Source organism: Clostridium saccharobutylicum DSM 13864, from assembly GCF_000473995.1.
In the GTDB taxonomy this organism is placed as follows: domain Bacteria; phylum Bacillota; class Clostridia; order Clostridiales; family Clostridiaceae; genus Clostridium; species Clostridium saccharobutylicum.
In genome coordinates this window covers 3,883,684-3,904,791 of the sequence record NC_022571.1, presented here as the reverse complement: position 1 = coordinate 3,904,791, position 21,108 = coordinate 3,883,684, and the positions used below count along the sequence as shown (strand labels likewise).

Here is a 21,108-nt window from a genome sequence, read left to right as displayed (position 1 = left end):
GTTTGTTATTTTTTATGTGCCTTTAGTTAAGGTTTAAAAATAAATTATTTAAGGAGGATTTTTATATTATGGATATTAAAGATTTTATAAATTCAAGTAATATAGCTTTATACATTAAAGAACTGCCAGTTGAAGAAACAGTTGATAAAGCACTATTTCCAGTCAAAAGACAATTAGGAACAGAATTAGAATTTGCAAAAGGAGCAAAGAAGAAGGCAGTGGCATTAAAAATGTCAACCTTTGATGTTGCAACTAAGATTAGAGCGTTAAATGTTTCAATAGATGTTGAAAAGAAAGAAATGCCATTTTTTAAAGAGGGCGTTGGAATCAATGAAACAGCAAGAAGAGAAATAATAAATGCAGCTAATGCAAATAATGAGAATCTAGTTAAAGCTCTTACAACTCAGTTATTTGAAAATTATGCAGGATTAATTGAAGGTGCTAATGTTCAAACAAAGAGAATGAGAGCTTCATTAATTCAAAATGGAATAATAAATATTACTACAAATGATGGTGATATTGTTGTTGATTATGGTGTACCTAAGAATCATAAAAAAGAATTAAGTGGAACAGATAAATGGAATAATCCAAGTGCAGATATAGTAAAGGATATTCAAAATTTTCAAAAAGCAATAACTGATGATAATTATGTTAAGCCAACTACAATGTTGTTAACAGAAGAAACTTTTAATAATACATTTATGATTAATGATGCCATTACATCTCATTTACGTGCAACTGTTAATGCAGCTAATTTAATATTATCAGAGCAAGATTATATTGCTTTTTGTAAGGAGAGACTTGGAATAAGCATTGTATTTTTAGAAAATACAACATTTATTCCAGAGGAAGGTGTTTCACAACAACCTTATTATACAGACGGAAAGATAACTCTTATGAGTGGAACTACCTTAGGGTACACAGTTTATGGAACTACTCCTGAAGAATATGATAAAGTTTATGGCAGCGGTAAACTTGATACAACTATTGTTCAAGATGCTATTGCAGTTACAACAATGGTAAAAGAAGATCCAATTACAGTGGATACAAAGGTTTCTCAAATTGTTATACCAAGTTTTGAAAGAGCAGATGAAGTATTTTTTGCAACTGTGTATTAAATTGAGGGGATGATTTTAATGACACAAGCTATAAAAGAAAAAATTGCAAAAGATTTATTTGATTTAAAGACCATGAGGTGTTAGAGATGGAGATTAATACATTAACACCCATAGGACAACTAATGTTAAATTTACAAGAAAAAGAATATCCTTATTTTGATGATGTAGATTTAAATAACTTGCTTATAACAAATGAAAATAATGTTTTAAAAGCATCATGGAGAGGCTGTTTATTAAAAGCAGTTAGCGACGATATAGTGAAGGTCGGATCAATAGAAGTTAAATCAAGTAATAAAGACTATTGGAACAACTTAGCAGCTATATATAAAGCTGATTACTTAAAGGAGCAACGTAAATTAAATTTAGCTAACCAAAGTTATAACACATCTATGAAAAGAGCTGACGAAATATGAGTAAGTTAAGTCCTAGGAAGCTGATAAAAACTATTGATAAAGTTATTTCATTAAATCCAACAGAAATAACATTTGTTCAAAAAATTAAAAAGGAAGTAGATGGAGCTTTTGAGGAGGAAACAAATCAAAGAACTATTAAAGCTATAGTTTATATTGAGGACAATAGCGGTTCGATTAATATAAATACAGGAAATCAAGGAACTTCTTATTCTAGTGCACGATATAAAATGTTAGCAGATAAGGATTCAGATTTAGATGTTACCCCTTTTGAAAAGATCAAATTTATAAGTAATGGAGATAAGTTTGAGATTAAAGCAGTATATCCTCAGGTGGTTCAAGATATTATATGTGGGTATTTATGTGACCTTGAGAGAATTGATTAAGGAGTGATAACCATATGAGAGCAGGAATTAGGCAGTATTTAATAGACAAAGTATTGGAGTTTAATAATTGCTATGAACCTAATGTAGCTACTAAAGATACAATTAAACCATATGCAGTAATTGTACAAGGCTCTGATGAAGATAATGGAAGTGTAGTTGGATTTAAAAGAACTATAGAAATATGGGTTTATGAGAATAGAACTACATTTAAGAATCTTGATTCATTAACTGAAAAAGTAATTAAAGCATTAGATATGCAGGTTATAAGTGATGTAAAGACCAATGAAACATTTACTTGCATTTATGATGGGGCAATAGGAAAAGATGTTGTTGATGAAAATTGGAACATTATTTCTAGGGGAGTAAAATTTACAGTTATAGCATTACATGAAGAAGATGAAATTAATACAGATCCGTGGTTAGATGCCTTAAGGGATTATACTAAAGGAATTACAAATAATACTGTGTATCTAAATAATTGGAAGAAAAATTTAAATGTTCCTTCAATTTTATGGAGGGTAAAGAATCAAAGTAAGGAAAGAGAGAATAATTCTTTAATAAAAGAAAGTAAAACTCTTATATGTCATATTGCAAGTAATAACAAAAACGAAATTAATAAATTGCTAGATGATATAGAAAATAAATTTATTACTGACTTAAAAATACCTTTAGATTTAAAGGATAAGCGTTATCTTACAATAGAAAGTATAAGTGAAGATAGAGAAGCAGATATGCTATCAAAAGGACAACTGATAGTTAAGTTGTTTAGAAGAAAATCTATAAAGATTAATGAAAATTCTACTATTAATAAAATAAAAGGTAGAGGAATATTAAAGGAGGATTAGCATGGAAGATAATAAAGAAAAAATGCAAGAAGATATTGGTTTAGTTGATACATCAGTGGAAACACAAAATCATAAACTTCAAGACGAGAACTTGGAAGATAAAGGCGGTAATGCTGAAGAAAAAGCAACAGAACAAACTTCGGTAAAACAAGACAAAGCTGTAGAAGAAACTCATGTTGAGAATGATGATACTACTGTAGTAAAAGATTCATCAGATGAGAAAGAAAATATACAAGATGCTTCAAAAAAGCAAGAAAATGATGAAAGAACTTCTATTAAACAAGAAGATAATGCAGGAGAGACAGCTATAAAGAGAGACAATACCCAGATAGAACAAAAAAATGAAGAAATTAAAGAAAAGGAAGAGGAATATTTAGTACAAGATTTAATAGAAAATTGTAAAGCACTTGGCTATAGAAAAGAAGTAGCTGCAGGTGCTTTATTTAATTGTGAAAAGAAAGAAATGACAAAAACTGAATTCAAAGATATAATTAAAAAATTTTTAGAAAAGAGGGTTAAATAATGGCTACAGGAAGTTGGAATGAAAACAACAGACCAACAATACCAGGTTGGTATAACAGATTTAAGAATAATGCAGATGAAAGAATAGGAACAGGAATTCATGGTGTTTTAGCAATGCCAATTAAAGCTAATTGGGGACCAGTTAAAACAGTTACAACTATTAATAAGGAGAAGGAATTAATAAATAATTTTGGAAGTGACATAAACTTTACAGCTTATAAATTAGGAAGATTAGCATTACTTGGGCAGCCAAAGGAACTTTTATTATATCGACTTGTGGATGGATCAGAAAAAACTTCTACTTTAACTCTTAAAAATAGTGAAGTAGTTCCAGCTGATGTGATAAAGCTAGAAAGTAAATATCCAACTACTAGATTATTTAATGTAACTATTAGAACTAATATTGCAAATGAATCAAAGAAAGATTTCTTATTATTTGAAGGAACTAAACAAATATTTTCTATAAGTGCATTAAGTGGAACTATTGATGAAATAGTAAATGCTATTAATAAAAATAGTGAAAATGATTATATAGTTGCTAGTAAAGTTTCAGGAGGTACAGGAATATTAGCAAATGTGGTTAATGCAGAATTAACTGGTGGAAATGATGGAACTAGTGCAATAACTAATGAACACTATTTAGATGCAATGAGTACTTTTGAAGGTTATGGCATGGATGGATTTGTATTAGATGGAGTTACAGATGAAGGACTTCAGGCCAGCGTAAAGTATTGGATTATTAAGAACAAAGAGGAAGGAAATAATATAATTGCATTTGTTGGCGGTGGAAAGGATGATTCGATAGAGCAAGCTAATTCTAAATCTAAAGAATTTAATCATGAAGATATAGTCAATGTATTCTGTAAGGCTTCTTATGAAGGTGATATGTATAATCAAGCAGAAATTGCAGTATATATTGCAGCACTAGCAACAGGAAAGGGATTGAAAGATAGTATTTGTAATGCAATTACTATTTTTGATGATGTAAGTCCAAGACTTTCTAAAGCAGATATTGAAAATGCATTATCCTCTGGAACATTAGTATTAGCAAAAGATGCTGATGATGTAATTGTAGTAGATGATGTTAACACATATAAAAATTATACTGATGAAAAGGGAGAGGTATTTGGATCAATCCGTGCAGTCAAATTTATGAATGCAGTTGATGGTGATACATCTCTTAAAAGAAAAGAGTTTGTAGGTAAAACTAGCAATAATGATACTGGAAGAACATTAATACTATGTGCTTTAAAGCAATATTTTGAAACACTTTATAAAGCAGGAGTTATTGATTCAGATTTTACTGTTGAAATTGATAAAGAACTACAAGCAAATGCACAATCAGATGAATTTTTCTGGAAGTGGAGTGCTAAGTATGTTGATGTTATAAAAAGAATTTATGGTACTGGAAATGTTACAAAATAAGAAGGGTAAGGTGATATAAATGGCAGAAGTATTAGATGCAAGCAGAATTTGTAATGGTTCATTTGGAAAGGTGTATATTGATGGAGAATGGCAAAGCAATGTAAATGAATGTACAGCAACAGAAGAAATGGACAAAAAGGATGTAGTTACATGTGGGAGTACTAGAACAAAATATAAAAGAGGAGCAACAAAGGGATCTGGAAGTATAAAAGGATATCATATAACTTCGAAAATGATTCAACAAGGATTTAAGAAATTTGAAGTTTTAACAAGTTTGGAAGATCCAGAAGCATACGGTTATGAAAGAATAAGATTAATTGGGTGTATGGCAGATAAAATAAGCTTAGTTAACTTTAAAGGTGGAGATTTAATTGAACAAGAAACTCCTTTTACTTATGATGATTACGAATTAGTAGATCCAATAGAAGCTGAATAAGGCATATTCAAATAAAAAGAAAGATTATAAATTAACAGATGTTAAATAAAATTATAATTTAATTAGCAAGATGATAATAAAATTTATATAACTTAGTTTTATGGCCTAAGCAGATATAAGTTTTGAAGAAAGAAGATAGCAAGTCAATTATAAAAATGTGGACTTGCTATTTTTTATAAACATAATAATTAAGGCACATGAAAATAAATAACAAGTCCAAAGCTCCTATGAGATGGAATTGTTATTTTTTTGATTGTGTCTAATATGAAATTTTAGGAGGAATTTACACATGGAAAAGAAAGTTAATGATGAAAAGATTTTAGATATGAAGGAAAAGGATATATTAAGTAAACTAATGGGAACTCATCAAGTGCCTAAAGTTACTGTACTTATTGAAAGATTAGGAATTCCAGTTGAACTTAAGGGATTAACAGAAAGAGAAATATCTCAAATAAGAAAAGAATGTATGGGACCACGTAAAAAAGTCAAAGGTGAATGGGTAGAAAAAGTAAACAATGCTGAATTTGATGCAGGAATAATAGTGGCAGGTACTACTAATTTTGATTGGAACAATCAACAATTGCTTGATTCAATAAAAGTAAGCGATGGAAAACAATATATAAGAAAAACTTTATTAGCTGGAGAAATATCAAACTTAGTAAATAAAGTATTAGAATTAAGTGGATTCAATGATGAATTAGAGGAAGCAGAAGATATAAAAAACTCATAAGTCGGGGAGGAACAATTACAGCATTGTATAACTTATTTACGATGCATAATATAACCCCCGACTCTTTTTATGGAGTGGAAAGAAATGATATGGCAAGAAAATTAATTCTTGCCTTTTCTAGGTATGAAGTCGAAGAGAAAAATAAAGCATATGAGAGAAAATAAATGGTGTTAGGAGGTGAGAATTATGGCCGCAAAACAGGTAGATAAGGTTCATGTTGATGTTAGCATAAGTGGAGATAATAAAACTAAAAATAAGTTGAAAGCTATAGAGGCAATGGCAGAGCAAACTAGGAGAAAGCTGGAGGCTTTAAGTAAAATCAATGCTAGTCCAACTGTTAAGTTAAATGATCAAATATCAAGTAAATTAAATGAAGTTCAAGAAAAGATAGATAAACTAAAAAACTCATCAGCTAATGTAAATGCAAATGTAAAAGCTAAAGATGAAGCAAGTGGAACTTTAGATAAAATACAAGAAAAGATTGATGGATTAATAAAAGCAGGAGGGCAAAAAGTTTTATCGTTTGCTACTTCGGGTGTTGAATCATCAATAAAAAACTATTCAGAATATGAAAAGACTATGTCTAAAATTAAAGCAACAACAAAAACAACGGATAGTGAAATGAAAGACTTAGATGCAACAGCAAAGAAATTAGGTAGTTCTAGTGGATGGAGTGCTATAAATATAGCGGAAGCTGAAAAAGCGTTAGGAGAATCAGGATTAAGTGCTAAGGAAACAATATCAGCATTGCCAGGAGTATTGAATTTGGCAACTGCAGGAGAAATGGATTTATCAAAAGCAGCGGAAATGGCAGGAAGTACACTTACAGCGTTTAATTTAAATGGAAGTGATTCAGCACATGTTGCAGATATGTTAACAGCATCAGCAAATGAAACTAACTCTGATCTTAATGAATTGGGAGAAACGATGAAAGTGCTTGCACCAACAAGTTCATCATTAGGAATAAGTTTTGAAGATACAGCAGTGGCAGCAGCACTACTAAGTGGTCAAAATATAAAGGGCGCAGAAGCTGCAAAATTATTAAGCAGAACAATTGGAAAACTTTCAAGTCCTACAAAAGAAGCATCACAATTAATGAAAGAGCATGGAATAAGTGCTTATGATGCGGAAGGTAAGATGAAGCCATTAAGCGGAATTGTAGAAAATTTAAATAGTTCGTTGAAAGATCTTACAAATCAACAGAGATTTAATATATTATCTACTGTATTTGGAACTGATAATGTAAATGGTGTAATTGCATTATTAAATGAAGGTGGAGACAGTTTTGAGGAATTAAGCAAAAAAGTAAGGAATGCAAATGGTGAGACTCAAAAAATGGCTGATACTAAAATGGATAATTTATCAGGACAATGGAACAGATTAAAGGCAGTAGCGACAACTATGAGTGTTACACTAGGAGAAAGATTAGCTCCATATGCAAAGCAATTTGTGGATTGGTTTATTGAAAAAGTTCCAGTTATTACTGATAAGATAGTTGGCTTTGTAGATTACATAAGTAATAATATAGGAGCAATTAAAGAATTAGGAGGAGCTTTATTATCTTTAGAAGCTGGAATCAAGATATTTAGCGGCATTGAAAAGGTTAAGAGTGCATTTAATGGTGTAAAAAGTTTAATAAATATTTTTAAAGGAGCAGGTGTAGCAGCAGAAACTGCTGAAGTAGCTGGGGGTCTTGAGGAAGCAGGGGCTGCAGGGGAAGTGCTAGCAGCATCACTTGGTCCAGTTGGAATTGCAATAGGTACAATAGCAGGCGGACTATTGTTGGTATCAGCTAATAATGATTTAATGAATAAGGGTCTTGCAACAACAACAGATAAATTAGGTCCTCTTGAAAAAATTATGAATTTTCTAAATGGAGACATATATAAATCAAAAAAAGAAATGGTTGATTTAGGACTTATATATGATGATTTTGGAGAGGGAATTTCAGACAATTTTAAAAAAGCAGCTAGCGATGCATCTAAAAGTTTATTAAAACTAGAAATGAATATAAACAGATTAACAACAGATGATAAATTTGATGCTAAAGAAAACAATCAATTGAAGAACTGGGTAAATGATATGGCATATGAAGGGATTAATGCTATAAAAGCAAAACAATCTGAGGTTAAAAGTGAGCTTTCAAAAACATTTAGTTTAGATGGTGTAACAAGTGCAGCAGAACAAGGTACTTTAGATTATATGGATAAGTTTTTTGGAGATGGAGTAAATAAAGAACTTGAAATAAGAGATGAAATATATAAAATAGGAGACAATGCAATTAAAGACCACGGAAAATTATTGGATGATGATATACAACAACTTAAAGATAAAGCGGCTCAATTGCAAGAAATTAAACTTGAATATGCTAATGCAGAAAATGCAGGTGAACTAGCTTACTCAAAGAGTAAATTTGCAAGTAAAGCTGAAAGGGTAACTGGAATTGATGGTGCGGCTGAATTATTAAAAGAAAGGGGAAAAGAACACCAAGATTCTATAGATGAAACAAAGGCTAAATATGATAAAACCATTGCAACAACTCAATATCATTTAGATAACGATAAGAATTTAACCGATGCAGATAAGACGAATCTACAAAATGCAATAAATGAAAACAAAACAGCAAGAGATGAAGCCTTAAAACAAGCAGAGGCTGCATGGAAATCAGATTTAAAAACATTATATGCTGCATATCCAAAAGCAGAAGGTATGTTTAATGAAAAAACTGGTGCACAACTCTCAGGTAACGATAAATCAGCACAAGAAGGAATAGATTATTTAAAAGGACACTTTGAAAATTTAAATCAAATTACCCATGAAGGATGGTATGAAATTAAAAATACTTCGAGTAATAAAATGGAGGATATTTATGCAACAGTAGATAAGGATACTGGTGAAATTAATGGAGCTTGGAGTAGATCTGTGAAATGGGCTGGTGGATATACTGATGAATTGAAGAAAAAAGCCAAGGAACTTGGGGAGGCTAATGAGATGGAGATGATTAAGATACAAGGTTCATTCAGTTCTTTAGCAGCAAGTTCATTAAATGCTAATAATCAAATAATCGATTTTAATGGAAATGTAATTGGTCAATTGCAAGGTGTCCAAGGTGCTGCTGGGGAAGCAGTAACAGGAATAATCAATATAAACAATACACCAATCCAGATAACATCTAATGCGTCAGGTCAAATAGTAAGTATGCAAGAATATAAAGGTTCAATAGATGATCTTCCACCTAATGCTGATGTTCATATTAATAGCAATGCTGATGAGACTACGTCTAGCCTAAGTCAAACGACAGATGCAGCTAATAATATTCCTAATAATGAAGATATTCAGATAAACAGTAATATAAATACTGTGGAGGGTGATTTAAGTAAATTATATAATGATTTATTAAAACTAACAGAGAATCCTTGGAGCACTATAATTAATGTTGGGAAAAGGATATTTGAATCAGGTGGTGATGATGCGAAGAAAGGTGTTGGTGAGCAGGCTAGTGGTACCAATTTTTCACCAGAAGGATTTTCAACTGTAGATGAAAGAGGATGGGAACTTTCTGATAGAAAATCTGTACCAATTTTAGGTGGATACAACGGTAATCCATTAACTTACATGTCAAGAGGTACTAAAATATTAAATCATATGCAGTCTGTACAGAATATGAAAGCAGAAGTGGCTAGACAAATTAGTCAAAAGATGCCAAATAAATCTAATACAATGCAATATCAAGTAATTAAATCTAATCAGCAAATTCAAGTAGCTGGAGCAGGCGGAATAAGTATTGGAGATATTCAAGTAAATGTTGATGGAAACCAAGATAGCAATACCATGATAAAGGAAGTAGTTCAAGTTGTTGGGTACAAATTAAAAGAAGCTCTGACAAATATTAAGAAATAAGTCATATAATAAAAATCAGCACTTAGAAAAACTAAGTGTTTTTTTGTATTCAAAAATTAGAAAGGAGCTGAGTGATTGGACATTTATTTAATAGATGAGTCTAAAAGATATACTTTACAATTTCCGGTTAACCCCTTAGATAGTATTTCTAATCCAAAGGAAAAAAAGTTCTCAACAACTGATACTGTTGAATTTGGTGAAGTTGATATTTCAGAAAAAGGAAGTAAGATAAGGGAAATAAGTTTCAATTCGTTTTTTCCATTACAATATGATTCGTATTGCAGATATGTATATATTATGGCTCCTCATGATTATGTAGGAGTAATAGAATCTTGGATGGATTCAGATACACATGTGAGATTGATAATTACAGAATTTAATATAAACGAATTAGTAAATATAAGCAAATTTACACCTGAAATAAAAGCAGGAGAAGATGGAGATATATACTTCAGCATCACTTTAAGAACTTATAAGGAATTGAAGATTGAAACGATAATTAATGCGTCTAGTGAAGATTCAGGAGGGCTTGAAAATAATAGAACAGATAATAGTCAGGATGAATATAAAGATGGTGATAATGTTAAAGTTACGGCGAGCTCTTTAAATGTAAGGGAAGGGCCAGGAACATCTTATGATATATTGGGAAGTGTTTCAAATGGAACCAATCTTGAAATTTACAGACAATATGGAAATTGGGCTGATACCTATTGGGGGGACCATGGCGGCTATGTTTGTTTGGATTATGTAACGAAGGTGTGATTTTATGGATTTGATTTTGAAAAATAAGTATAAAATACAGCTTTTAAGTGAATCTGTAACTTTAAAGGATGCCTTAGATGCAATAGCGTATACTATGGATATTGCTATTATAGAAACAGATGATCTAAAATCCATAGGAATAGCTAAAGGTGATTCTATTGAACTTTTTGATTATGAATTTGGAAGTGGAAACTATGCTCAGATATTTAGTGGCGTTATATGGGATATAAGCAAAAATAAGAAGTCAAAAAAGATATCCATAACAGGCAAGGAACGAACAGTTTATATTGAAGAATCAGAAGATGAATATTTATGGACAGAGGGACAAACTGCTGCAGAGAGAGCAACGATTATTGCTAATGATTGGGGAATACCAATAGGGTATTTTGAAGATACAGAGATTAAACTATCAAAAGATAAAAGAAAAGAATCTCTTTATAGCATGATGAAAAAGGATTTGAAAGAAACTGCTCAAAAGGATGGGAAGCTTTATAGATTTAGAATGGATGTTAATTTAGATTTGTTTGAATTAGGATCTAATATTTTTATTTATGAATTAGATAACATAATGGAAGAATTAGATGAAAAGGATAGTTTAGATGGAGCAGTTACACAAGTTAAAGTTTTAGGAAAAGAAAAAACAAATGATAATAATTCAAGTAGCTCTAAAGATGATAGTGACTCTAATAGCTCTAGTTCTAATAATGAACTTGTATTATCTCCAATAATAGGAACTTTCAAGAAAGATACAGAAACTTATGGAACAATACAAAAAATAGTTCAAGATGATAAGGTTGACGATTATTCTAAGGCAGAGACTAAGGCAAATAGCCTTTTTTCAAATGGAGAAGCAAGTAAAACAATTAATTGCTGTGATGATATAAACACACTTCATGCTGGAAATACAGTCAATGTTTATGGAGAGATACTTTGTATTACTGAGATTACTCATACACTTGGTTCAAGTAACAAGATGAGTTTGACAGTAATGAAAATGGAAGATGTAAGGAGGAAATTCTATAGTGAACAGTAATGGTGATATATTTAATGAAATAGCTAGAACAGTGCATAGTAATACAACAAAGATAATAAATGGAGCTATGGATGGAACAGGACTTACCCTTGGAACATTAACAGAATATGGACTTAAGCTAGACAATTTTAAATATGAATTTACAGATTATATGATTCTTGATTATTTAAAATTAGAAGATAACTATAATACTGAAACTAATGGAGATCACTTACATGAAATTAAAACTCCGAGTAATATTAAAAAACTAACAGCAGGGGATAGAGTATTGGTAGCTCAATTTGGTGCTGACAATATAATTATAGGAAGGGTGGTTAAAAATGGCTAATTTATTTCCTATTAATAGTTTACAAGCTGTTACAGCAAAAGAAAATAAGAAAATAGATTTTAAAGGATCATATGCAGTAAATTTAGAAACTGGAGAGTTTATAAAAAATCCAGATGGAACAGTAAAAGTTTTGAATTCTTTTGAAGCCTATATACAATGGTGTCAATTAGCAATGATGACTGACAGATATAAATACATGGCTTATTCATCTAGATTTGGCAGGGATTCAATTTCAAAAAATATAGACAAAAAAGCAATGGAGCTTGAGATTAAAAGAATAACTCAAGAAGCTCTATTGACTCATCCAATGACTTCAAGCGTAGATGATTTTGATTTCAGATGGGAAAATGGTGAAGTTTATTACACATATGTAGTTACAACTATTAAAAAAGAACAGAAAATATTGACAAGTAATGAGAAAGTGGGGTGATTAATTGGGTACAGATATAACAATTCCAGATTTTTTAAAAGAAACGGCTTATGATATTCATAAGAGAATGTTAAATCAAGCTCCAGAAAATATAAATACAATTGAAGGAGATTTATTTTGGGATGCAACAATTCCAGCTGCAAAAGAAATAGCAAGAAGTAAAAACATTGGTCTGCAAAATATATTAAAGCTAGGAATTACTAAAACATCAACAGGAGAATATTTGGATTTAAAGGGTAGCGAAAATGGTTTGACAAGAAAATATGCTATTAGCACTATACAAACTATAAAATTTACGGGTGTAGCTGGTACTCAAATACAAAAAGGAAAGATAGTATCAACTCCAGCTACAGATACACAAGAATCTATTGGATTTTCAATAGTTGAAACTAAATCCATAGGAACAGATGGAACAGTAGAAATAAATGCTGAATGTTTGACTGCTGGGACAATAGGAAATGTAGCTGTAGGAAATATAACAATTTTGGTAACATCAATTAATGGAGTTAAATCAGTTTCAAATGTAAAGATATTCAAATATGGTGTAGATATAGAAAATGATGATGACTTTAGAGAAAGAATAATTCAAAAATCACAAACACCTGCTACAAGCGGAAATAAGTATCATTATTTAAATTGGGCACTGGAGGTAACTGGTGTAGGAGCAGCTAAGGTGTTTCCACTTGCAAATGGACCTGGAACTGTAAAAGTAGTCATTGTAGATAGCAATAAAAATAAAGCAAGTGATGAACTTGTTAAAGACACGTTTAATCATATAGAAGAAGTAAGACCGATAGGTGCAAATGTAAGTGTTGTAAGTGCAGTAGAAAAATCAATAGATATAACCGCAAATGTAACAATAGTAAATGGCTTAAATTTAGGAATGATACAAACAGAATTTATTAATTCGGTTGTAGAATATTTACAAAGTGTTGCATTTAAAGCTTCTTCTATAAGCTATGCTAAAATAGGTAGTATTTTATTAAATACTACTGGTGTATTAGATTATACAGATTTTAAGATAAATAATTCTACCTTTAATATAAGTTTAGCTGATGAAGAAATTGCAGTAATAGGAAAAACTGCATTAGGGGTGATTTAGATGCAGGTAAGTAAATTTATAGAAAAATTAAATAAATTAGAAAATAACACTTACGTTATAGAAGAAGAAATAACCGTGAATAATGGTGTTTATGAAGCAGAGTTAATTCATGATAATGTGAATTTAAAAACATTAAATGTTTATACAGGGCCAAAACTTACAGGGGATAGAGTACAAACATATATTATTTCAACGCCAAGTTTAACACCTTGGAAAAACGTAATTAAGATTTTTAGCAAGATAGATAAACTTTATATAAGTTATGAAACTAATGGAGATACAGTTGAAGCAGAAGACATTAATAAAGTTCAGGATGCAATTTTAGATACTCAAAATAATCTTAATAATGAAATCGATCGAGCTAAAAATGCTGAAAAAGTTTTAACTGATAATTTGAATAATGAAGTAGAAAGAGCAAAAAATGTTGAAAAGATTATAAGTGATAATCTTACAAATGAATCTAATAGAGCAAAAAATTCGGAGCAGATTATAACTAATAATTTAAATAATGAAGTTAGTAGAGCTAATGGGGCTGAGAATAGTATAACCAATAATCTTAATGCAGAAATTTCTAGAGCAAAGGGTGCAGAGAAAGATTTAACTGATAGTTTAAATGCTACTAACAATAATTTAAATAATGAGATTAATAGAGCTAAGAGTGTAGAGGGGACTTTAAGCACTAATTTAGCTAATGAAGTAAATAGAGCTTCAAATGCAGAAAATACTATAACTAATAATCTTAATTTAGAAATTACTCGTGCTAAAGCAGCTGAAAGCAGTATAACAAACACAATTAATGTTAATAAACCTAATTGGGATGATAAATACAGTAGAAATGAAGTTGATAATAAAATTAATCAAGTTGTTAGTAATATGGACTGGAAGGAATCTGTAGCCACTTATTCAGATATAGCTAAAACTTATTCAACCCCAGACGATGGATGGACAGTAAATGTTAAAGATACAGATATAACTTATAGATATAGTGGAACAAGTTGGATTCCCATTTCAGCTAATTCTATTCCATTAGCAACTAAGGATGTTGATGGAAAAATGTCTAAACAAGATAAAATAGATCATGATGATATGAATAGTAAGAAGCATGTTCATTCTAATAAAAGTATTATAGATGCAATCTCGCAATCTCTATTAGATGCTTGGAATTCTGCTTATACACATATTAGTGATACAGTAAGGCATATAACACAAGTAGAAAGAGATAAATGGAATCGCAAACAAGATAATTTGGGTTATACACCAGTAAATAAAGCAGGAGATACCATGAATGGCAGATTGATAATAATGCCTGGAAGTAATGGGGGGATATCTTTTCCAAATAATTCTTTTGGAGGTAGCGGCGATACTGCAACAATAACTTTAGAAAATCTCAATGGTGGAGAAGCTACTGAGATGACATTCACAATCACAAATGATGGAAATGATATTTTTAATTTTAAAGTTCCCGATAATAATGGTATGAAAGTTAATAGAAATACTGTATGGCATGCGGGAAATGACGGTGCAGGAAGCGGATTAGATGCGGATAAATTACAAGGCAAATCGCCAAATGATTTTGCTCCTAGTGGATTTGGATTAGGAGGTCCTGCAAAAGATGTAGGAGGATGTAATTTAAATACACTACAAAAAACAGGATTTTATAAAGGTTGTAATATGAGTAATGCACCAACAAATGGATGGTATTACATAATTGTAATATCACATGAAGATTCTTGGTCAGTACAATATTTATGCGGTTATGGATCTGGGAGTACAAATAATGCACCAACTTATCTATATAAAAGAAATTTAAGGTCTAATGTATGGGATAATTGGGATACAATATATACATCTAATAATAAACCTACACCATCAGATCTTGGAGCTAGTGCTAATGGTCATACACATGATGATAGATATTATACTGAATCTGAGTCCGATGCTAAATATGCAACAAAAGACCAGATATCTAAAGCAGGCTATGGAGATATGTTTAAATCTACTTATGATAAAGATGGAGATGGAATTGTTGATGTTGCTCAATCATTAAAATTCTATTCAGTTTCTACCAATGGTGGAGGAACAGCAGGTTTATTTACCAAAATAGCAGCTATATCAATTACTAGCCAATATGTAGATGGCAATGCGGTAGTAGAAATAACAAGTGCAGGATCTGGTAATTATACTCAAATAAAAGGTAAACTTTATTTTAGAGTAAAACAACAAAGTTCATTAGGGACTACGCCAGGAATAGATTTGAAAATTTCTGATAGTGAAGTGGTATCTGAAAATAATTTTATAGCTGTAATTACGCAAAACACAACAAGTATTACAACAGTTGAACTTTATTATAAAACTGTCCAAGATTGGGATACATTAATTTTTACACCAATAATTAATACGAATATAGTTTTTTATAATAAACAGCCTTTAATAACAACATTACCTGCAGGCAGTAAAGTAAATTGTGCAAATTTAAAAAAACAACTGACATGGAATGATGTAAAGGGGGTATAGTATTGGAATATGGAACAACTAAATATGGATTAGTTAAATATGCAGAAGACATTTTAAGTTCGGAAGAATTAAAAAAATACTTCGTTGATTTAACTAAATATGTACCAACTTTTATATCTGAAATACCAGAGATGAAGGCTATTTATTATGTGCAAGGCACAGAGATAGGTAGCCTTTTGTATTACTCACAAGATGTTTTAAAGCAATTCTTTATAGATACTGCAACTTGGGGATTGATATATCTAGAAGAGGAATATGGGATTGAAACTAATTTAGCCATGAGCTATGAGCAAAGAAGAGAAGTAATTAAGGCAAAAAAACGTGGTCAAGGAACTACAACTAAGCAGATGATTAAAAATGTTGCAGAAGCATTCAGTGGAGGAGAAGTAAACATAATAGAAGATAATCATAGCTATTCTTTCACAGTACAATTTATAGGGGTTAAGGGTATTCCTAAGAATATGCAGGCGTTTAAGAATATGCTGGAAGATATTAAGCCAGCACATCTTTCTTATAATTTTAAATATACGTATACGGTATGGAATTTCTTGAATGAAAAGAATTTAAATTGGAATAATGCAAAAACAGAAACTTGGAATGAATTAAAAGTTTATGAATAAAGGAGAGTGATTGTATGTTAAAAACTACAAATTACGGTTTAAAAAAGCCAGAGGGGACAGATGTAGTAAATATAGATGATATTAATTACAATACAGATATTTTAGATACACAACTTAAAAAGATAAATGATAATTTAGGTGATGCAGTAAAAAAAGATGGAAGTGTGCAAAGAGGATTAAATGCTGATACTGTTGATGGAAAACATGCTAGTGATTTCGCAGCTAATTCACATTCTCATGATAGACTCATAGGAGCAAACTCTAATACTATTAGGGTAGATAATGTAAATGATTATGCAGGATTGGATAAAAAAAATAATATAGATATATCATCTTGGTATGGAGTTAGCATTAGTAATGCATGTCCAAACACTGGAGTTCAAGGAAAACCATCAGTATCAATAGATGCTAGAACTGGTAACATTAGCACTTCTGGTAGTATATGGATACCAAATGGAGATATATATGTAAATGGTCAATCGCTTTTTCAATCTGCCGCTAATGTTAAATCTAAGGTAGCAGATGCTATTAATAACAAAGGCGGCTCTGCAAATAGTGGTATGAGTGGCGAGCAATTAGCTGCTGCCATAGGAAATATGTCAGCTGGAAAAATATCTACAGGCACTACTCAAGTTACAAAGTCTATTCGAAATACTTCAAGAAATGAAATATACTTTTACTTAGATTTAACTCCTTGCATAGATTTTACACCTGATTTTGTAATAACAACAACTACAGCTTCAGGAACTGCATATTGTTATGATTGGAGAAATGAAATGGGTGTATCAAATACTTTTTATACAGTATTTGATACATATTCAAATAGAATAATTTACTCATTTTTAGATAATGATGATGATACAATATATTGTGATTACTCTAATATTGCAAATACTCTTCAATATCGTAATGTTAATGTTCCAGTAGATTATAGCAATATTTTTGTGACTCAAGGAATGCCAAGAAAAACTTTATCAGGAAATACTACTGTACGTGGTTTTTATTATACATCAGTAGTTTCAAATTGGATAGCAGTAAAACGTGCGTAATAGGAGGAATAATATATGGCACAAATTAAATCAAAATTTTATTATGAAATATCAACTGGTAACATACTTCAAATTACTTCTGAATTACAAGATGATATTTTAGAATCAACAAAAGAACAGGACATGAAAAAATATGATTCCCTAAAAAATAAAATTCCTGATGATATAGATTATGTAGAAGTAGAATTTGGTACGCTTTTTAATATATTAACAACATCAAAATCATATAAAGTCAATATAGAAACAAAAAAATTAGAAATTGAATATTATACCCAAGAAGAAATTGATGAGAGAAATACTGAGTATTCACAGCAAGTTAAAAATGAGCAAGCTTTAAATGACAGTATTTCAAATATATCAAAATATTTAAAACAAAACTCAAATAATATTTCAGAGGTTGAAAATTATATATTACAAAAAGAACAAAATAAAATTTTAGGAGTGATGTAAAATGACAAAAATGCAAGAAATAATAGGTAAAATATTAAAAAGTAGAATTACAAGAGAGAAAGCTAATAATACTTTAAATGTAGAAGAAATAACAAATACACTTAATATATTTTTGGCAGGTGAAACTATAACTTCTGAGCAATATGCAGAGTTTAGAGAAATGATAATACCAGTAGAAACTGATGCTCACAAAACTAAAGATTCTACAGATAATAATACTGAGGTAAATTCACAGAAGGAAGCAAATCCACAACAAACTAATGTACAATAAAGTAGAAATTAAATAATACAATAAGCGGCAATACATTAAGACTTTAGCAAGTCTTTTTTTATTGCTCCAAAAGAAGAAAGGAAGCAGTACATGAATGAGGAACTAATTAAAGATAAAATTGAAACGCATGAAAGAAGAATTAACAATCATGGTGAACGACTTGATAAGTTAGAACAAGATGGCAGAGAGCTTAAAACAGAAATTAAAAATTTGTGTGAAAATCTTAAATCATTAACCAATATGATTAAATGGTTTATAACTGCAATAGGAGGAGCTTTGATAAGCTTCTTTTTTTATGTAGTTCAAACAGGAATAGTTATGTAGTTCAAACAGGAATAGTTAAGTAGAATTGAAAAAGGTGGAATGTAAAGATGAAGGAATTATTAATTAGTCAAATAGCTCCAATAGCAGCTACAGCAGTGGTAGCAATTTTAGCAGTAACAATTAAAACTATTGGAGATATATTAATTGAAGTATTAACAAAGAAGAAAGAAGAAATTGAAAAAAACATTAAAAGCTTAGGATATGAAGAAGAGTTAAATACTGCTAAAGAAGTATGGGATATAATTGAAGAGAAGTTTAGAATAACAGAGAATGTAGCACAAGTTTTAGGTTCTAAGACAGATGAATTTGATAAATTATTATTGCAAAAGATACCAGGGCTATCTCAAGAGAATATAGACTATTTAAGGCAAGCTATAGCGGGAGAAGTTAATAAAGGTAAATCGGTAATTACAGAAGATTCGGCAAAATAACAAATAGCATCTTTGCAACAAGATAAGGGTAAGTTACAAATTGAAAATACAAATTTAAAGTCCAAAATAGATCAAATTAATAATACATTAAATATCTTGAAATAAATGTAGTTGTTTATTGTCCTTTATTTTTATTTGCATAATTAATTTGCATGTATCTTTCTACAAAAAAACAATAAAAGCAAAATTATAATGTTCTTAGCGATAATTTATCTTTTTCCATAAAAGGTTATATGTCAATAATATTAAATAATATTTTTAATAAATTCGTCTAATATAGTAAACAAAAAAATACTATAACGGTATATTTTTGTAGAAAGATAGATTAAATTAGTATATAATTATATGTATTGTTAAAATTATGAAAATAAAGAATTATTTTAAGGGAGAATAAAAATGTTTAATAAATTAAAAAGGAACGAAGTTGATACTTCTAAAAGTTTAGATGAAAATTTTAAAAAAACGTTATTGGAAGTACTTGAAGATGCAATAAGTGGAAAGTTTTATGAAGTCGATGAAGAAAAGTTTGGTTCTCGCAAAGTAGCAGATAAATGGAATGAGATGATTAAACAAATTTGTAATTTTAAAAAGGATACTACTCTTCAGATTAATGAGTTACTACAAACTACAACAAAGATGGATATAATAAAAGAAATGATAAGTAGTTCTAACAAGCAGACTGATGCATTACATTCTATGTCTGCTAGCAGCGAGGAATTATCTGCATCAATTGATGAGGTTGCTAATATGTCTGAAACTGTAGCGGATAAGTCGAGAAGCGTAAAAGAATTAGCTGAAGATGGAGTGACTAAGATAACTGACTCTATGGAATTTGTTAAAAATTCTTTTTATGAAATGAATGAAATAAATAAAACTATGGAAGACGTTAAAGAAAAGACGGTAACTATAAATAGCATAGTAGATATGGTAAAAGGAATAGCAGATCAAACTAATCTTTTGGCACTTAATGCAGCTATTGAGGCAGCAAGAGCAGGGGAGCAGGGAAAAGGTTTTGCAGTAGTTGCAGATGAAGTTAGAAGCTTAGCTGAAAATACAAAGGAATCAGTTCTTAATATAGAAATGAATATTCAAGAATTGCAAAAAAGTATAGATGTTTCAGTAGATAAAATAAATTCGACATCAGCCAAACTAGGTTCTGGACAAAAAATAGTTGATGATGTGTTAGTTTCAATTAATTCAATAAATTCAGCTATAGAGTCAGTAAATGAAACTATAGTACAAGTTGCGGCTAATACTGAGGAACAAACAGCAGTTACTCATACTGTTGCAGAATCTATATCGAAAATATCAGTAGAGGCAGATTATTTAAATTCAAGCAGTAATAAAACAGGAAAATCAATTTATGATTTAAGTAAAGAAATAGATATGGTTAGAGTAAATGCTGTTAAAGATAATAACTGTTTATCAGATGTTGAAAAGATAGAAATATATAAGACAGATCATCTTTTATGGCGCTGGAAAATATATAATATGATTTTAGGGTATGAGAAGGTAGATATTCATGTTGTTGCAGATTATAAAAACTGCGCTTTAGGAAAATGGTATTATGGTATAGATTGTAGCAATATAAAAGATAATAGTGTATTTTTAAAACTTGAACAGCCTCATATAGAGTTACATAAAATAGCAAAAGAAGCAGTTGTGCAATATGAAAATGGAAATTTATCTGCTGCAGAAAAATGCTTAGAAGAAATGGACAAATGTTCAAATCAAGTTTTCGCAATTTTAGATGAGATAAAAAAGCTTTATAGATAACTAAAGGTATGTGAAAGAAAATAAAAAGTTGAAAATATAATGGTTATTTTTCGTAAGATAAGGAAGTGGCTTGATTTTTGACTATGCTTAACTTAAGGTTTGGAATTATTATATGACCTAACGAAAGAAGCTGTATTATTTTTCTCGGTTGCTATATAAGGCACATTGAATTTCATGTGCTTAATTTGTCTGTGGATTTTTACATAGCAGAAGCTGCATCCATTCCTGCATGATTCTAAAGCAAGC

At 30.3% G+C, this 21,108-nt stretch carries 22 protein-coding genes; all 22 read left to right on the top strand.

Translation table 11 applies throughout. The features are described 5' to 3' along the window. The first annotated feature begins 68 nt into the window (after nt 1–68). The 22 genes from CLSA_RS17060 to CLSA_RS16955 all read left to right on the top strand — a co-directional run bounded on the left by CLSA_RS17060 (nt 69) and on the right by CLSA_RS16955 (nt 20,862). Nucleotides 69–1,118: a major capsid protein gene (locus CLSA_RS17060; RefSeq protein WP_022747914.1), complete on the top strand. Its 1,050-nt coding sequence runs from the start codon at nt 69–71 to the stop codon at nt 1,116–1,118. An 86-nt stretch (nt 1,119–1,204) separates the two neighbouring features. Continuing rightward, nucleotides 1,205–1,531 carry a hypothetical protein gene (locus CLSA_RS17055; protein ID WP_022747909.1) on the top strand — a complete coding sequence of 109 codons (327 nt, stop codon included), beginning with the start codon at nt 1,205–1,207 and terminating at the stop codon, nt 1,529–1,531. Further along, nucleotides 1,528–1,914, top strand: coding sequence for a hypothetical protein (locus CLSA_RS17050; RefSeq protein ID WP_022747905.1), 387 nt, complete (start codon nt 1,528–1,530; stop codon nt 1,912–1,914). Before CLSA_RS17055 ends, CLSA_RS17050 begins: the two co-directional genes overlap by 4 nt. A gap of 14 nt (nt 1,915–1,928) precedes the next feature. Further along, complete coding sequence (locus tag CLSA_RS17045; protein WP_022747902.1) at nt 1,929–2,759, top strand: hypothetical protein; 831 nt, start codon at nt 1,929–1,931, stop codon at nt 2,757–2,759. Nucleotide 2,760: 1 nt separating this feature from the next. Next, complete coding sequence (locus CLSA_RS23295) at nt 2,761–3,282, top strand: YqzN/YkzM domain-containing protein (RefSeq protein ID WP_022747899.1); 522 nt, start codon at nt 2,761–2,763, stop codon at nt 3,280–3,282. Continuing rightward, nucleotides 3,282–4,706 (top strand): phage tail sheath subtilisin-like domain-containing protein, encoded by a 1,425-nt coding sequence (locus CLSA_RS17035; protein WP_022747896.1) that lies wholly within the window; start codon nt 3,282–3,284, stop codon nt 4,704–4,706. Before CLSA_RS23295 ends, CLSA_RS17035 begins: the two co-directional genes overlap by 1 nt. Nucleotides 4,707–4,725: 19 nt before the next feature. Next, nucleotides 4,726–5,142 carry a phage tail tube protein gene (locus CLSA_RS17030; protein ID WP_022747893.1) on the top strand — a complete coding sequence of 139 codons (417 nt, stop codon included), beginning with the start codon at nt 4,726–4,728 and terminating at the stop codon, nt 5,140–5,142. A 289-nt stretch (nt 5,143–5,431) separates the two neighbouring features. After that, nucleotides 5,432–5,872 carry a phage tail assembly chaperone gene (locus tag CLSA_RS17025; RefSeq protein ID WP_022747890.1) on the top strand — a complete coding sequence of 147 codons (441 nt, stop codon included), beginning with the start codon at nt 5,432–5,434 and terminating at the stop codon, nt 5,870–5,872. A gap of 186 nt (nt 5,873–6,058) precedes the next feature. Continuing rightward, complete coding sequence (locus CLSA_RS17020) at nt 6,059–9,772, top strand: phage tail tape measure protein (RefSeq protein ID WP_022747884.1); 3,714 nt, start codon at nt 6,059–6,061, stop codon at nt 9,770–9,772. Nucleotides 9,773–9,847: 75 nt separating this feature from the next. Next, a complete protein-coding gene (locus CLSA_RS17015) occupies nt 9,848–10,534 on the top strand; it encodes an SH3 domain-containing protein (RefSeq protein ID WP_022747880.1) in 687 nt (228 codons plus the stop codon). A gap of 4 nt (nt 10,535–10,538) precedes the next feature. Further along, nucleotides 10,539–11,567, top strand: coding sequence for an XkdQ/YqbQ family protein (locus CLSA_RS17010; RefSeq protein ID WP_022747875.1), 1,029 nt, complete (start codon nt 10,539–10,541; stop codon nt 11,565–11,567). Beyond that, entirely contained in the window at nt 11,557–11,895 is a 339-nt protein-coding gene (locus CLSA_RS17005) for a hypothetical protein (RefSeq protein ID WP_022747870.1), read from the top strand. Before CLSA_RS17010 ends, CLSA_RS17005 begins: the two co-directional genes overlap by 11 nt. Beyond that, nucleotides 11,888–12,325: a DUF2634 domain-containing protein gene (locus tag CLSA_RS17000; protein ID WP_022747865.1), complete on the top strand. Its 438-nt coding sequence runs from the start codon at nt 11,888–11,890 to the stop codon at nt 12,323–12,325. Before CLSA_RS17005 ends, CLSA_RS17000 begins: the two co-directional genes overlap by 8 nt. A gap of 4 nt (nt 12,326–12,329) precedes the next feature. Continuing rightward, complete coding sequence (locus tag CLSA_RS16995; RefSeq protein ID WP_022747861.1) at nt 12,330–13,427, top strand: baseplate J/gp47 family protein; 1,098 nt, start codon at nt 12,330–12,332, stop codon at nt 13,425–13,427. Next, nucleotides 13,428–15,941, top strand: coding sequence for a pyocin knob domain-containing protein (locus tag CLSA_RS16990; protein WP_022747856.1), 2,514 nt, complete (start codon nt 13,428–13,430; stop codon nt 15,939–15,941). Between the two features lie 2 nt (nt 15,942–15,943). Next, entirely contained in the window at nt 15,944–16,561 is a 618-nt protein-coding gene (locus CLSA_RS16985) for a YmfQ family protein (RefSeq protein WP_022747851.1), read from the top strand. Nucleotides 16,562–16,575: 14 nt separating this feature from the next. Then, a complete protein-coding gene (locus tag CLSA_RS16980; protein ID WP_022747847.1) occupies nt 16,576–17,610 on the top strand; it encodes a hypothetical protein in 1,035 nt (344 codons plus the stop codon). A 15-nt stretch (nt 17,611–17,625) separates the two neighbouring features. Next, complete coding sequence (locus tag CLSA_RS16975) at nt 17,626–18,060, top strand: hypothetical protein (RefSeq protein WP_022747842.1); 435 nt, start codon at nt 17,626–17,628, stop codon at nt 18,058–18,060. Between the two features lies 1 nt (nt 18,061). Then, nucleotides 18,062–18,331, top strand: coding sequence for a hypothetical protein (locus CLSA_RS16970; protein ID WP_022747837.1), 270 nt, complete (start codon nt 18,062–18,064; stop codon nt 18,329–18,331). A gap of 90 nt (nt 18,332–18,421) precedes the next feature. Continuing rightward, nucleotides 18,422–18,655, top strand: coding sequence for a hemolysin XhlA family protein (locus CLSA_RS16965; RefSeq protein ID WP_022747826.1), 234 nt, complete (start codon nt 18,422–18,424; stop codon nt 18,653–18,655). Between the two features lie 47 nt (nt 18,656–18,702). Continuing rightward, nucleotides 18,703–19,086 carry a hypothetical protein gene (locus tag CLSA_RS16960; protein ID WP_022747822.1) on the top strand — a complete coding sequence of 128 codons (384 nt, stop codon included), beginning with the start codon at nt 18,703–18,705 and terminating at the stop codon, nt 19,084–19,086. 396 nt (nt 19,087–19,482) lie between these two features. Continuing rightward, a complete protein-coding gene (locus tag CLSA_RS16955) occupies nt 19,483–20,862 on the top strand; it encodes a methyl-accepting chemotaxis protein (RefSeq protein WP_022747818.1) in 1,380 nt (459 codons plus the stop codon). Nucleotides 20,863–21,108: the final 246 nt, after the last annotated feature.

Coding starts and splice junctions, on each gene's coding strand:
- CLSA_RS17060 (WP_022747914.1), top strand. CDS start 69: ATGGATATTAAAGATTTTATAAATTCAAGTAATATAGCTTTATACATT.
- CLSA_RS17055 (WP_022747909.1), top strand. CDS start 1,205: ATGGAGATTAATACATTAACACCCATAGGACAACTAATGTTAAATTTA.
- CLSA_RS17050 (WP_022747905.1), top strand. CDS start 1,528: ATGAGTAAGTTAAGTCCTAGGAAGCTGATAAAAACTATTGATAAAGTT.
- CLSA_RS17045 (WP_022747902.1), top strand. CDS start 1,929: ATGAGAGCAGGAATTAGGCAGTATTTAATAGACAAAGTATTGGAGTTT.
- CLSA_RS23295 (WP_022747899.1), top strand. CDS start 2,761: ATGGAAGATAATAAAGAAAAAATGCAAGAAGATATTGGTTTAGTTGAT.
- CLSA_RS17035 (WP_022747896.1), top strand. CDS start 3,282: ATGGCTACAGGAAGTTGGAATGAAAACAACAGACCAACAATACCAGGT.
- CLSA_RS17030 (WP_022747893.1), top strand. CDS start 4,726: ATGGCAGAAGTATTAGATGCAAGCAGAATTTGTAATGGTTCATTTGGA.
- CLSA_RS17025 (WP_022747890.1), top strand. CDS start 5,432: ATGGAAAAGAAAGTTAATGATGAAAAGATTTTAGATATGAAGGAAAAG.
- CLSA_RS17020 (WP_022747884.1), top strand. CDS start 6,059: ATGGCCGCAAAACAGGTAGATAAGGTTCATGTTGATGTTAGCATAAGT.
- CLSA_RS17010 (WP_022747875.1), top strand. CDS start 10,539: ATGGATTTGATTTTGAAAAATAAGTATAAAATACAGCTTTTAAGTGAA.
- CLSA_RS17000 (WP_022747865.1), top strand. CDS start 11,888: ATGGCTAATTTATTTCCTATTAATAGTTTACAAGCTGTTACAGCAAAA.
- CLSA_RS16990 (WP_022747856.1), top strand. CDS start 13,428: ATGCAGGTAAGTAAATTTATAGAAAAATTAAATAAATTAGAAAATAAC.
- CLSA_RS16980 (WP_022747847.1), top strand. CDS start 16,576: ATGTTAAAAACTACAAATTACGGTTTAAAAAAGCCAGAGGGGACAGAT.
- CLSA_RS16975 (WP_022747842.1), top strand. CDS start 17,626: ATGGCACAAATTAAATCAAAATTTTATTATGAAATATCAACTGGTAAC.
- CLSA_RS16970 (WP_022747837.1), top strand. CDS start 18,062: ATGACAAAAATGCAAGAAATAATAGGTAAAATATTAAAAAGTAGAATT.
- CLSA_RS16965 (WP_022747826.1), top strand. CDS start 18,422: ATGAATGAGGAACTAATTAAAGATAAAATTGAAACGCATGAAAGAAGA.
- CLSA_RS16960 (WP_022747822.1), top strand. CDS start 18,703: ATGAAGGAATTATTAATTAGTCAAATAGCTCCAATAGCAGCTACAGCA.
- CLSA_RS16955 (WP_022747818.1), top strand. CDS start 19,483: ATGTTTAATAAATTAAAAAGGAACGAAGTTGATACTTCTAAAAGTTTA.